This is a genomic window from Curtobacterium sp. 8I-2 (assembly GCF_902506155.1).
Classification (GTDB): Bacteria; Actinomycetota; Actinomycetes; order Actinomycetales; family Microbacteriaceae; genus Curtobacterium; species Curtobacterium poinsettiae.
The window spans coordinates 443,092-455,870 of record NZ_LR732826.1; the positions used below are offsets into that span (position 1 = coordinate 443,092).

Genomic DNA, 12,779 nt, shown 5'->3' on the forward strand with positions numbered 1-12,779 from the left:
GATCGAGTCCGATGGTCGCCCCGCCACCGAACCGCACGATCGGGATGTTCGTGTCGAGTCCGCGTACTCGGTCGCCGAGGACCGTCCGGCGACGCGAGGAGTCGCAACGCGACCGGTGACGCGGCAGTCCCTGCTCGATGACGAGCGGAGCGGTCGCTTCGTCGTGCAGGTCGCCGCCGCCGAGGGACACGGAGACGGCGTCCTGATCACGGAACGACAGCCGCGTCGCCCAGGTCTAATCTCGTTCGCGCCGTCCGGCGTCCGCGTCCTCGAGCTGTCGGCAGCCAACGGGATCTGGGGGGACGTCGTCAGCAGACTGGCTCGGCCGCACTCGGCATGGATGCTCCTCGAGGCGTCGACGGGCGGTGCGAGCTGCACCGTCATCATCGACCCTGACCCGGACGGATGGCGGAGGCGAGCGGTCGAGGCCCTTGGTCGACGCCCGCACCCGGAGATCACCGTCGTCGACTCCCTCGACGCCGTCGCCCGTGCCTGGCGAACCGCCGCCCGCAACCTGCTCGGGCCGACATTGGCATCGACGCCCGGATGACCGAGTACGCGCGAACGGCGCACCGCCAGGGCGAGACGACGCCAGCCATGATCACCGTGAGCTCCGAGCCGTCCGGCTCGGACGGCCGATTTCGCTACTCCGTGACCGTCGTCGTCGACGGTGTCGAGCACGTCGCCGTCGAGGACGACGCCTTCGGGGCCCTGTCGACGGTGCGGATGGAGCTCGAACGACGCGGCTGGCTGCTCGGCGTCGAGGGTGCACGGATCGACGTCTGGCCGAGCGGCATGGCGAGGGACCAGGGCGGGGGCCTTCGCGCCTACCGGCTCCGACGTGGGCGTTCTCCCCGTTCAGCGGACCTGGTCGACGTGTTCGCTCCGGCTGCCGATCACCTGGCGACCGTGGCCGAGCAGCGCCTGGCGGTCGGGGTCGCGCCACTCGATCTTGCTGCCGCATCGTACGAGGACGCCGACGAGGTGGTCTCGGTCTCGGCACCGTGCGACCAGCTCGTCGCCGAACGGAGCCGGCGAGGCGGCCTCCGTGCCGCACTCTTCGGTGGCCGACGCCCCGGCGACGAGCGATGGCAGGTCGTGCGTTCGCTGGTCGGCGATGCACTGCGACCAGACCGATGGGACGAGGCCGAAGCGCTGTCCGACGAACCGGACGGTGTGCGGCTCGTGACGACGGTCGGTGCGGACGAGGACGGTGTGCGGTGGTCGGACCTCGTCGACATTGGGGTCGACGAGGCTGGCGTGGTGCGGGTCCGACGGTTCCGACGCCGCTACACCGGACGGACCCGCGCGCACGTGGAGGTGCTGCTCGACACCCGCGCGCAGGGTCTGCCACCGACACGGTTCCGGCCGGACGAGTTGGCAGCGCTCACCGGGCAGCGGCAGGTCGATGCGCTGCGGCGGCACGTCCAGGGTCTCGGTCTGGTGCCGACACCAGCCATCGATGCAATGTTCTGGACCGACCGCGGCCGTGTCCCGACCGGTCGCGACGAGGACCAGGGGTCTAACACGACGTTCCACGGCTGGGCCGACAAGGCGGCCTACAAGGTGCTCGTCAGCGGTGTCGGGCACCTCCGGATCGTTCAGGAGAAACCGTTCTTGTCGGACTGACAAATACCGTGGTACGGTCGAGCCATGGCAGTCGAACTCAGCACCTGGGACGCCCAGGGCAACCAGACGACACCGACGTTCTCCACCATGCGGTTCCCCGCCGGTGAAGCCCACGTCAAGGTCGCGAACGACACCGCCGAGCCGGGGGGCCTCACCGAGATCGCGACCCTGCGCGGCACGAACGGCGACGACCTGATCATGCTCGGCATGTGGGCGGACGCCGTGCGACAGCGCGGTTCGAAGTCCGTCGCGCTCATCCCCTACCTGCCCGGAGCCCGGCAGGACCGCGGCCTGCCGTTCGGCGCGAAGGTCTACGCGGACATCCTCAACGGCTTCCACGTCGACCAGGTCATCGCGTTCGACCCGCACTCGCCGGTCATCGTCGGCCTGGTCGACAACCTGACCGTCGTCACGAGCGAACAGGTCGTCCGTGACGCGGTGGTCGGGGCGTCCGAGCACGGCGGTGGCGACCCGTACACCGGCATCATCGCCCCGGACAAGGGCGCGGTCCCCCGGGCGACCGCGGTCGCCCGGGCATGCGGCCTGCCGGTGTACCGCGCCGAGAAGCACCGCAACCCCGACACCGGCAAGCTCGACGGCTTCACCTGCGAACCGCTGCCGGACACCGGCCGGTTCCTGGTGGTCGACGACATCTGCGACGGTGGCGGCACGTTCATGGGCCTCGCCGGCTCGACGGGACTGCCGAAGGAGCGGCTCAGCCTCTGGGTCTCGCACGGTGTCTTCTCCGGCCGGGCAGCGCAGCTCGCCGACCACTTCGGCGAGATCGTCACCACCGACTCGTACCCCGCGCAGAACGCCATCGACGGCCTGCGCACGATCGCACTCACCCCCTACCTGACGGAGCAGATCCGATGACCCAGACCGCGCCCGCAACCACCGCCGGAGCCAACGCGACCGGCACTGCCGCCGGCCTCGAACCCCGCATCACCACGGCGAGCCCGATCGCGCCGCTGCTGGCCGTCGACGGCTACAAGCACTCGCACCGGCAGGTCTACCCCGCGGGCACCACCCGGATCCTCATCAACTGGACGAACCGGTCGAACGCGCACATGCCCGAGTCGACGCACGCCGTGGTCTTCGGGCTGCAGGCGTTCATCCAGCGCTCGCTCGTCGAGGCCTGGGCGCCGTTCTTCGCCGCGGACGAGGACGAGGTCGCCCGACTGTTCGAAGAAGCCCTGCAGGGGTACTTCGGCCCGAACCACATCGGCACCGACCACGTCCGCGCCCTGCACCGCCTGGGTTACCTGCCGCTCGAGATCCGTGCCCTGCCCGAGGGCACCCTCGCCCCGATCGGCGTAGCAACCCTGACCGTCGAGAACACGATCGACGAGTTCTTCTGGCTGCCCAACTACATCGAGACCGCCCTGTCCGCATCGATCTGGCACCCGTCCACGGTCGCGACCAAGGCGCTCGCCTACCGCGACCTGATGGAGGACTGGGCAGCGCGCACCGGTGCCGTCCCGGCCGGCATCGACTTCGCCGCGCACGACTTCTCGTTCCGCGGGCAGTCGAGCATCGAGTCGGCTGCGGCGGGCGGGGCGGGCCACCTGCTCTCGTTCCTCGGCACCGACTCGATGCCGTCGCTCGACTTCATCGACCGTTACTACCCGGGCGACAACGGGCTGGTGGCAGCGAGCGTCCCCGCGACCGAGCACAGCGTGATGTGCGTCCGTGGTGCCGACGGGGAGCTCGCGACGTTCGAGCAGATCCTCGACGTCTACCCGACGGGCATCGTGTCGGCGGTCAGCGACGGCTTCGACCTGTTCAAGGTCGTCACCGAGACCCTCCCGGCCCTCAAGGACCGCATCACGGCCCGCGACGGCAAGCTCGTCATCCGACCAGACTCGGGCGACCCGGTCGACATCGTCACCGGCACCGTGCACGGCGTGGACGAGGCCGAGTTGCTCGCCCCCGGGCGCAGCCACGAGGAGAAGGGCGTCGTCGAACTGCTCGACGAGATCTTCGGCCACACCGTGAACGACCAGGGCTTCAAGGTCCTCGATCAGCACATCGGCGTCATCTACGGCGACAGCATCACGCTCGACCGGGCACAGCGCATCTACGAGCGCCTCGCCGCGAAGGGCTACTCGAGCGACAACATCGTGCTCGGTATCGGGTCGTACACGTACCAGTACATGACGCGCGACAACCTCGGCAGCGCCGTCAAGGCGACCTGGGCACTGGTGGACGGCGAGCCGGTCGACATCCAGAAGGACCCGAAGACGGGCAGCGGCAAGAAGAGCGCGAAGGGCCGCATCGCCCTGCACCGCGACGAGACCGGCGAGATCCGGCAGACCGACCAGGCCACGGCCGAGGACGAGGCGACCAGCCTGCTCCAGCCGGTGTGGATCGACGGACGGTTCACGCGCCTCCAGTCCTTCGCCGACGTCCGGCAGACGCTGCGGGACGAACGTGCGGCCCGCGCCGCCCGCCGGACGACCATCGCGTGACGGCCGCCGGATCGGCGACCCGCGACCAACCGCTCATCGCTATCGACGTCGTCCCGGTGTCGTTCGCGGGGGCGGACGGCCTGCGGGTCGCCACCGCGCGTCGGGCCTACGCCCCGTACGCCGGACTGGAGGCGCTGCCCGGCGTGCTCCTGGACGGCACCGAGATCCTGGCGGACGGTGCGCGGCGCGCGCTGCGCACCAAGACCGGGATCGACGCGGCCGCGGTCCGCCACCTGGCGCAGATCGGCGCGTTCGACGGACCCGACCGCGACCCGCGGAGCGCCGCGATCAGCATCGCGTTCCTGGCGGTCGTCGAGCCGGGCACGGACTCGGCGGCGACGTGGCACGCCGCCGCGGTCCGCCCCCTCGCGCTGCCCTTCGACCACGACCGGATCGTCGACGCCGCGCTGGAGCACGTGCGACTGCGGTGCTGGTCGGACGTTCCCCTCACACGTGCGCTCCTCGGATCGCCCTTCACCACGGCGGACGCCCGTCGGCTGCTCACCGCGCTGACCGGCGCGAGCCCGGACCCGGGCAACCTGAACCGAATGCTCCGGACGAACCCGGTGCTCAGCCGTGTCGACGCCCCCGCCGCGGCCGGTCCCCGCGGGGGTCGTCCCCCGGCAGCCTGGACGTGGAGCGCCTGAGCACGGTTGGGTGGAGGCATGTCCTCCTCCCTGTCCGGTGACGACTCCCTGCAGCTGCCCGAGTTCGACGCTCCCCCGGCATCACCCCTCGACCTGGCCCGACAGTGGCTCGAGGCCGCCGACGAGCGCGACGTCTCCGAGCCGAGGTCGATGACCCTCGCCACCGCCGGCGCCGACGGTCGGGTGAGCGCCCGGACGGTGGACGTGAAGCGCCTGGACGACCGAGGGCTGGTGTTCGGCACCTCGACCCTGAGCCCGAAGGGACGCCAGCTCGCCGAGAACCCGCACGCAGCGCTGCAGGTCTACTGGCGCGAGACCATGCAGCAGCTGCGGTTCGAGGGCCGGGCGGTGCAGCTCTCCGACGACGAGTCCGACGCGCTGTTCGCCGACCGCTCCCCGAAGTCCCGCGCGGCGACCGCGATCGCCGACCAGTCCGACGTGCTCGAACCGCGGACCCTGCAGGACCTGATCGACGACGCGAACGACCTGCTCGACGAGACCGACGACGCCGTGCCGCGGCCGGCCGGCTGGGTGGCTTGGCGACTCGAACCCGACGTCGTCGAGTTCTGGCACGGCAGCCGTGACCGGATGCACCGCCGGCTGCAGTACGTCCTCGCCGACGCTGCGTGGTCGGCCACCCGCCTGCAGCCCTGACGTCTCGCGCATCGCGAGCGCCGGCGCCCCCTACCGCCCGATCGGGTTCGGCATCGCGCCCGCCCGGATGAGCGACGACGACTGGTCGGCCAGGTCCACCATCGACAGGGTGTTCCGCAGCTGCAACCGGTTCAGGCACGAGTGCTCGAACGTCGGCACCCGCAGGTCCAGGGGTCGACGGCGGTCCGGGTGTGCGGCGGCGTGCGCGTCGATGCACTCCCCCGCGACCTGCCAGAACCGGGCCTCCGGCAGCACCCCGTCGTCGTCGAGGATCGCGGCGACGAACCGCAGCACCCCGTCGAACACGTCGGTGAACACGGCGAGCGCGGCTTCGTCGTCGGACACCGGGTGCACGATCCGGTCGATGTCGGCGGGCACCGGGCGGTCGTCGTGCCGGCCGAGCACCGCGGCCTCCTCGCCGATGTCCTTCATCACGGCGCGGACGACGACACCGTCGCGCACGACGAGCACCAGGTTCTCACCGTGCGGCATGAACACCAGGTCGTGCACGGTCAGGCAGTGCACGACGGGCAGCAGGTAGGCGTCGAGCCAGCGTCGGACCCACTCGTCGGCAGGGACTCCCGATGCCTCGATCAGGGCTGACACGACGGCGTTCCCCGAAGCGTCCCGGTGCAGCAGTGCCGCCATGGTGAGCAGGCGTTCGCCTTCGGCCAGCTGCGGGACGGGACTCTCCCGCCACAGCGCCGCGAGCATCTTGCGCTGCGGCGAGGACACGTCGACCCGGTGGTACGCGTCGCCGGTGTAGCCGATGGCGGCGTGCTCCCGGAGCACCGAGAACCCGGCCTCGGCGAGCGTCGGGTCGGCGGCGACGATCGACGCGACCCAGTCGTTCACGGCCGGCGTGTTCCGCATGTAGGCGGGCGACATCCCCCGCAGGAACCCCATGTTCTGCACGGCGAGCGCCGTCTTCACGTACGAGCGTACCGGCTCGGTGCGGTTGAACGCGGTGCGGATGGACTGCTGCGGCTGGTACTCGTCGGGCCCCTCGCCCAGGTCCACCAGGTCCTGCCGCCCCAGGTCAGGCGCGAAGGTCACGGCGATCCGGTGCTGCCACTGCCAGGGGTGCACGGGCAGCCACACGTAGTCGTCGGGGTCGAGCCCGCGGCGCTCCAGGGTGGCGCGGAACCCGGCCACGACCGCTGCCGGGAGCTCCGACTCCCAGTGCGCCTGCTCGGTCCGGTCCGCGGCGAGCGCCAGGTGCGTGTGCTCGCGTCGGGCGGCGAGCCACCGGTACCGGAACCGGCCGCCGGACTCGGGCGCGAACGCCCGGCACTCGTCGAGGCCGAACCCGATCCGCCCGTTGGCGGCGACGAACGCCGGGTGGCCCTCGGTCATCGCCGACTCGACGTCCTGGAACGACGCTACGGCGTCGTCGACGGCCCCGGACGAGACGGTCGAACCGGTCGAACCGACCGAACCGGCCGACCCGGCCCCGCCCCGCCCCCGCGCCAGCTGCCCTGCCGACGGTCCGCCCCGTCGGTGCTTCGCCGCAGCACTCGCCAGCGTCGACGCGATCTCCTCCAGGTACGTCCCGAGCAACTCGTCGGGGATCCCGAGCACCTCGTGCAGTTCGAGCACGAGCTCCTGCGCGCTGAGTGGTGCCGACGCCCCCGCACGGGTCCGCGTCAGCGAGGCCTCGTCCATCGACCAGTGCTCGAGCAGGTGCTGCCGTGCCCGGAACCGGTAGGTCGACTCCCCCGTGTCGAGCCGCCACCCGTCCCCGTCCGGCACGGGTGCGATGAGCCGTTCGTGGGTGAACTCCGCGATCGCCTTCGCGACGAGGTGCCGTTCGGCGGGTTCCAGGTGCTCGGGCCGCAGGTGCGCGGCCGGCCCGTCGTCGTCGGGGACGCCGATCCGGTCGGTGTCGAGCACCGACAGCAGCGCCCGCTTGCCGTCGACGTCGACCTGTCGCAGGGCACGGAACCCGACCTCGGCGTTCTTCGCCTGCACGGCGGTGTTCCGCACGTCCGGTTCGACGACGACCCGACGCGCGCCGAGGACGTCCCGGCAGTGCTCGACGACGGCACGCATGACCGCGCTCGTCAGGCCGTGCACGCGGCCCTCGGCCGGCACCGGTGCGACGAGCAGGTGCATGCCGACGTCGCCGGGTTCGGCAGCCCACACGTCGGTGAGCAGGACGGCCGAGGGGTCGTAGGTCTCGGCCAGGAAGCACGGTTCGCCGTTCCGGCGGCCGAGCCACGCGGCCTGCGCGGGGTCGGCCTGCACGCCGGCCAGGTAGGTGCGGACGCCGTCCACGTCGAGGTCGCCCATCTCCCACCACGACGACGCCGGGTGGGCGAGCCACGACTGCACGACGGCGGCGTCGCGTTCCGGGTCCACGGGTTCGACGGTCAGGAGGCCCGGCCCGGCTCCCACAGGCGCGGTCGCGTCCGGCGCCGTGGTGGTCACGGTCGTGCTCATGCGGAGACCTCCGCACGTTCGGTCGCGGGCCGGGCCGGCGCGCGCTCCGCGGCGCCGGGATGGGCGGTGGACGGCTCTGGTGTTGACTGCTCCGAGGCGGGCAGGCCGAACTCCTGGAAGGCGATCCGGGCCTCCAGGCCGTACACGGGGCGACCCGTGACGGACCGGATGATCGACGCGTTCCGCCACGCACCCATGCCGAGGTCGGGCGCGGTCAGGCCGTGCGTGTGCTCCTCGGCGTTCTGCACCCAGATGCGCCCGCCCAGGGTGTCGACGTGGTGGTCGCGGGCGACCGCCAGGCGACCGCGGGAGTCGCGGGCGACGAGGTGCTCGACCGGGTCGAGGAAGCGCGGGACCCGCGGGGTGTACCCGGTGGCGAGGACGAGCTGCTCGACCTCGTGCTCGTACGTCTGGTCGAGCTGCTCGTGGCGGAGCGTCAACCGGTACGTGCCGCGGTCGGCGAGCCAGGCGGCGTCGACGACGCTCGTCTCGGTCCGGAGCGTCGTCGGGACCGGACCCCGCGCGCTGATCCGGTAGAGCTGGTCGTACAGGTCGTCGACCAGGTCGGCGCTGATGCCCTTGTACAGCCCCCGCTGTTCCCGTCCGAGGCGGTCGCGGACGGCTTCGGGCAGCCCGTGGAAGTGGTCCGTGTACTCCGGGCTCGTCATCTCGAGGGTGAGCTTGGTGTCCTCCATCGGGAAGAACCGGGGCGACCGCGTGATCCAGTCGAGGCGGTAGCCGTCCTGCCGGATGTCCTCGAGCAGTTCGCGGTAGACCTCGGCGGCGGACTGCCCGCTGCCGACGACGGCGATCGACCCGGCGTCGCGCAGGGCATTGCGGTTCGGCAGGAACTCGGCGGAGTGGACCGCCGGTCCGCCGATCCCGCGCAGCGGGGCGGGGACGGACGGCTCGGTGCCGATGCCCACGACGACGTGGTGTGCGCGGTACGTCTCGGGACCCTGATCGGTCTCGGCGTGCACCGTGAACGTGTCGGTGACCGGGTCGTGCTCGACGGCGGTCACCCGGCGGCCCCACCGCAGGGTGTCGAGCCGGTCGGCGGCCCAGCGGCAGTAGGCGTCGTACTCGCTGCGCAGGGGGTGGAAGTCCTCGCGGATGTAGAACGGGTACAGGCGCCCGGTCTCCTTGAGCCAGGCGAGGAACGAGAACGGTGAGGTCGGGTCGGCCATCGTCACCAGGTCGGCGAGGAACGGCACCTGGATCGTGGCGTCGTCGAGCATCATGCCGTGGTGCCAGGCGAAGCCGTCGGCAGCGTCGAGGAACACCGCGTCGAGGTCGGCGATCGGGTCGGTCAGGCAGGCCAGGCCGAGGTTGAACGGGCCGATGCCGATGCCGACGACGTCGTGCACGGTGTCGGCGGTGCGGTCTGCTGCGCGGTCTGCTGCGCGGTCGGCGGTCATCGGGACGCTCCTTCCGGGGCGGTGGTGGTGGCCCTGACCCGGGCGGCCGTGGCGACGACGTGCTCGAGCGACGCGCGCATCTGCTCCGGCGTCGTCTCCGGGTTGAGCAGCGTGAGCTTGTTGCACGGCCGGCCGTCGATGACCGTCTTGGCGATGAGCACCCGACCCTCGGCGAGCAGGGCCGAGCGGATCGGGGCGACCAGCGCGTCGGCGGCCTCGTCGGTCATGCCGGCGGGCTGCCAGCGGAACAGCACCGTGCTGAGCTGCGTCGGCGCGACGAGCACCAGGTCGGGGTGCTCCTCGACGATCCGGTGGGTGACCACGGCGAGGTCGATGACGGCGTCGAACGCCGCACCGATCGCGTCGGCCCCCGTTGCCCGCAGCGTGGCCCAGAGCTTCAGGGCGTCGAACCGGCGGGTGGTCTGCAGGGACTTGTCGACCTGGTTCGGCTCGGCGGCGTCCTCCGGGTTCAGGTAGTCGGCGTACCACGCGGTGCGGCGCAGGTCCTCCGGGCGCTGCACGAGCAGGGCGCTCGACGACACCGGCTGGAAGAACGACTTGTGCAGGTCGGCGGTCACGCTCCTGGCTCGTTCGACGCCGTCGAGCAGGTGGCGGCGCGTCGGCGACACGAGCAGCCCGCAGCCGTACGCGGCATCGACGTGCAGCCAGACGTCCTCCAGGTCGCAGACGTCCGCGATCGGTTCGATCGGGTCGATCACGCCGCGGTCGGTGGTACCGGCCGTGGCGACGACGGCCATCGGTCGCTGCCCGTTGGCCCTGGCTGCAGCGATCGCCTCGGCGAGGGCCGCGGGCACCATCCGGCCGGCGTGGTCGGTCGCGACGGCGACCACGGTCTCGAGCCCGAGCAGCCGGGCGGACTTCGCGATGCTGAAGTGGGTCTCAGCGGTCGTGAACACGGTGCCGCCGGTGCCGAGGGCCTCGCGCGCCAGCAGCAGGGCCTGCAGGTTCGACTGTGAGCCGCCGGAGGTGAAGATGCCGTCCCCCGCGGCGAACCCGATCCGACCGGCGAGCCAGGCGACGACGTGGCGCTCGATCTCGGTGCCGATGCGGGACTGGTCCCACGTGTCGACCGACGGGTTCACGGCGGCCAGGACCGACTCGGCGGCGACCGCGGGCAGCGCGACCGGGCAGTTCAGGTGCGCGAGGTACGCCGGGTCGTGGAACCAGACGGCCTCGCGGACGAACAGGTCGTCGAGTTCGGCGAGCGCGCGGTCCGTCCCGAGGGGTTCGGCGTCGAGGTCGACGTCCTGCACCCGGGCCCGGAGGACGTCCGGGGCGGTGTCGGTGGTCGGACGGTCGGCCGCGGCGAACCGGTCGGCCAGACGGTCCACCGTGGACGTCACGGCGGAGCGGTAGCGCTCGGCGGTGGCGGTGGTCAGGAGTTCGATGGGAGGTGTCACGTTAGGTAAGGCTAACCTCACAAAACGCGTTCACGCCACCCGAACGAGGGGTGTCCTGGTCGGCCGGGCGTGTCAGACGGCCGCCTGTCGGGTCGTCAGGCGTTCATGAACTCGCTCGGCTGCAGCGCCCGGCCGACGATGCGCACGTCACCGATCGACCCGACGAACACGTTGTCGAGCTTGCCGCCGTAGCGGTACCCGCCGAGCAGCCACGGCTTGCCGATCGTGCTCAGACCGCGGTTCGGGGTGGACGGGTTCCGCACGACCGGGCACCCGTCGACGTAGAGCACGGTGTGCGTCCCGTCGTTCACCACGGCCACGTGCCACCATGCTCCGAGCGGCAGCTCGTGCCCCCAGTTCGTCAACGATCCGTCCTGGCTCGTCGGGTACACGCACCACTGCAGTTCGCGGTCCCCCGACAGGCTCAGGGTCACCGCGGGTTCGTCCGGGTCGCCGTCGGCTCCGGTCGCCTTCCCCACCTGGCGGGCGCTCGAGTACTGCGACAGCAGGGCGCTGAACCCGTTCGTGCTCGGGTCGAAGGTGGTCGGCAGCGCGAAGAACGCCTCGACCGTGTACCCGCGAGGGAAGTGGGTGCGGTTGAGCGGCGCCGCCCGGACGGTCTGCAGGTGGTCGCCCCCGGTCTTGCCACCCTGCAGCGCGAGGCTGCCGGCACCCGGCTGGTCGGGGTGGTGCGCGGCGGTCCAGCGCAACGCCCCTGCGACGGCGCCGGTCCGGCGGGCGACCACCAGGTCGTTGCCCTTGCCGCTCTGGTCGCGCACCCGCGTGGTCGGCGCGAGCGCCGCCCCGTCCGGGTTGCCGTCGAACCGCCAGTACGCGAGCGTCCCCGGTACCAGCATGCGTGCCGCCGGCCGGGAGGCCCGTGGTGCGACCGGCGCGAAGCCCGCGAAGCGCGCCTCGAAGTCCACTGCCATGGTGAAGCGGTCGACGTCACCGCTGAGGTTGACCTCCTGGGCGGCGAGCTCGTTCGCCTCGCCGAGCCCGCCGGCGAGCAGGAACGGCGACAGCGTCTCGACGTCGATGACGTTCCGTTCGAGGTCGACGTGGTACAGCCGGATCATGGCCGCCCCGCCGTAGTACCGGTTCTGGTAGTTGGTCAGGTGCAGGGCGACGTCGTGTCCCACCGCGTTCTTCGCCGTCGTGCGGCCCGGCCCCCAGTAGTGGCCGTTGAGCGTCAGGAACACCTGGTCGTGCTTCGTGATGAAGGAGTCCCAGAGCTGCTGCCCGTAGGGGTCGAACGCCGCCCCGCCGTCGGCGTCCGAGTCGACGATGGCGTGCGTCGTGAGGATCACCGGCGAGTGCGGCCGGGCTGCGAGCACGGAGCTGGCCCAGGCGAGGCCGCTCGCGCTCGTCCGCCAGTCGAGGGCCAGGACGACCCACTCGCGGCCGGCCGCGGTGAACCGGTGGGCGGTGTTGTAGCCGTCGGGGCTCGAACCGATCCAGCCCGGGGCCTTCCGGAACCGCTGCGGACCGAACACGTCGAGGTACGGGGTGCGGCCCCGCTGGTCGTCGGTCGACGAGTCGACGTCGTGGTTGCCGGCGAGCACGCTGTAGGGCGCTCCGGCACGGTCGAGCACGTCGAAGACCTCGCCGGACGCGCGCATCTCGGACGCCGCACCGTTCTGGGTCAGGTCACCGAGGTGCACGAGGAACACCGTGTTGTGCCGGGCCTGCTCGCGCACGACGTACTCGAGCGAGGCGCGCATCGGGGCCTGGTCGACCGCGGCACCGTCGAACATGTACTGGGTGTCCGGCATCACCGCGACGGTGAAGCGCGGCGAGGTCGTGTCGGGTCGCCACGGACCGGTGCGCCCACGTGCCACCGCCTGCTGGGCCGCGATGCCGGACCCGCCGAGGGCCGCCGGGGTGACGGCGGGGGCTGCGGTCAGCGCGTCGGCGACGGCCGGGGCGCTGCCGAAACCGTTCGACGCCACGAGGCCTGCGGCGCCGGCCAGTCCGGACCCGACCAGGAAGCCACGGCGGGAGACCGGGATGCGCTTGCTGCGATCGTCGGCGGGGGCTGCTGCACCGTCGTGGGCGGCTTCGTGGTCGTCAGGGCTGTTCTGCACAGCACCGCAC

Annotated in this window: 10 protein-coding genes; 6 read left to right on the top strand and 4 right to left on the bottom strand. The window is 71.9% G+C overall.

Features of this window, described 5'->3' with window-relative positions; translation table 11 throughout:
• Positions 1-115: 115 nt before the first annotated feature.
• From BOSE127_RS02115 to BOSE127_RS02140, 6 genes are read left to right on the top strand one after another with little or no spacing between them, the layout of a single operon-like run.
• A complete protein-coding gene (locus BOSE127_RS02115; protein ID WP_152427103.1) occupies positions 116-550 on the top strand; it encodes a hypothetical protein in 435 nt (144 codons plus the stop codon).
• Entirely contained in the window at positions 547-1,629 is a 1,083-nt protein-coding gene (locus tag BOSE127_RS02120; protein ID WP_017885453.1) for a hypothetical protein, read from the top strand. The genes BOSE127_RS02115 and BOSE127_RS02120 overlap by 4 nt, the downstream gene beginning before the upstream one ends.
• 24 nt (positions 1,630-1,653) lie before the next feature.
• Positions 1,654-2,505 carry a phosphoribosyltransferase family protein gene (locus BOSE127_RS02125; protein WP_159556104.1) on the top strand — a complete coding sequence of 284 codons (852 nt, stop codon included), beginning with the start codon at positions 1,654-1,656 and terminating at the stop codon, positions 2,503-2,505.
• The gene (locus BOSE127_RS02130) at positions 2,502-4,100 is read left to right on the top strand and encodes a nicotinate phosphoribosyltransferase (protein ID WP_017885455.1); all 1,599 of its coding nucleotides are present in this window, start codon (positions 2,502-2,504) and stop codon (positions 4,098-4,100) included. Before BOSE127_RS02125 ends, BOSE127_RS02130 begins: the two co-directional genes overlap by 4 nt.
• Positions 4,097-4,747 (top strand): NUDIX domain-containing protein, encoded by a 651-nt coding sequence (locus tag BOSE127_RS02135; protein WP_159556105.1) that lies wholly within the window; start codon positions 4,097-4,099, stop codon positions 4,745-4,747. Before BOSE127_RS02130 ends, BOSE127_RS02135 begins: the two co-directional genes overlap by 4 nt.
• 18 nt (positions 4,748-4,765) lie before the next feature.
• A complete protein-coding gene (locus BOSE127_RS02140; RefSeq protein ID WP_017885457.1) occupies positions 4,766-5,401 on the top strand; it encodes a pyridoxine/pyridoxamine 5'-phosphate oxidase in 636 nt (211 codons plus the stop codon).
• 30 nt (positions 5,402-5,431) lie between these two features.
• On the opposite strand, the gene BOSE127_RS02145 is transcribed toward BOSE127_RS02140, so the two are convergent.
• The 4 genes from BOSE127_RS02145 to BOSE127_RS02160 all read right to left on the bottom strand — a co-directional run bounded on the left by BOSE127_RS02145 (position 5,432) and on the right by BOSE127_RS02160 (position 12,769).
• On the bottom strand, positions 5,432-7,843 hold the full coding sequence (locus BOSE127_RS02145) for a GNAT family N-acetyltransferase (protein ID WP_159556106.1): 2,412 nt from the start codon (positions 7,841-7,843) through the stop codon (positions 5,432-5,434).
• Positions 7,840-9,261 carry a lysine N(6)-hydroxylase/L-ornithine N(5)-oxygenase family protein gene (locus tag BOSE127_RS02150; RefSeq protein WP_159556107.1) on the bottom strand — a complete coding sequence of 474 codons (1,422 nt, stop codon included), beginning with the start codon at positions 9,259-9,261 and terminating at the stop codon, positions 7,840-7,842. Before BOSE127_RS02150 ends, BOSE127_RS02145 begins: the two co-directional genes overlap by 4 nt.
• Entirely contained in the window at positions 9,258-10,682 is a 1,425-nt protein-coding gene (locus BOSE127_RS02155; RefSeq protein ID WP_159556108.1) for a pyridoxal phosphate-dependent decarboxylase family protein, read from the bottom strand. The genes BOSE127_RS02150 and BOSE127_RS02155 overlap by 4 nt, the downstream gene beginning before the upstream one ends.
• Positions 10,683-10,777: 95 nt before the next feature.
• Entirely contained in the window at positions 10,778-12,769 is a 1,992-nt protein-coding gene (locus BOSE127_RS02160; RefSeq protein WP_159556109.1) for a LamG-like jellyroll fold domain-containing protein, read from the bottom strand.
• Positions 12,770-12,779: the final 10 nt, after the last annotated feature.

What these genes read in the sequence shown, in the direction of transcription:
- BOSE127_RS02150 (WP_159556107.1), bottom strand. Translation starts at nt 9,261, where the DNA reads ATGACCGCCGACCGCGCAGCAGACCGCGCAGCAGACCGCACCGCCGAC.
- BOSE127_RS02125 (WP_159556104.1), top strand. Translation starts at nt 1,654, where the DNA reads ATGGCAGTCGAACTCAGCACCTGGGACGCCCAGGGCAACCAGACGACA.
- BOSE127_RS02130 (WP_017885455.1), top strand. Translation starts at nt 2,502, where the DNA reads ATGACCCAGACCGCGCCCGCAACCACCGCCGGAGCCAACGCGACCGGC.
- BOSE127_RS02145 (WP_159556106.1), bottom strand. Translation starts at nt 7,843, where the DNA reads ATGAGCACGACCGTGACCACCACGGCGCCGGACGCGACCGCGCCTGTG.
- BOSE127_RS02140 (WP_017885457.1), top strand. Translation starts at nt 4,766, where the DNA reads ATGTCCTCCTCCCTGTCCGGTGACGACTCCCTGCAGCTGCCCGAGTTC.
- BOSE127_RS02120 (WP_017885453.1), top strand. Translation starts at nt 547, where the DNA reads ATGACCGAGTACGCGCGAACGGCGCACCGCCAGGGCGAGACGACGCCA.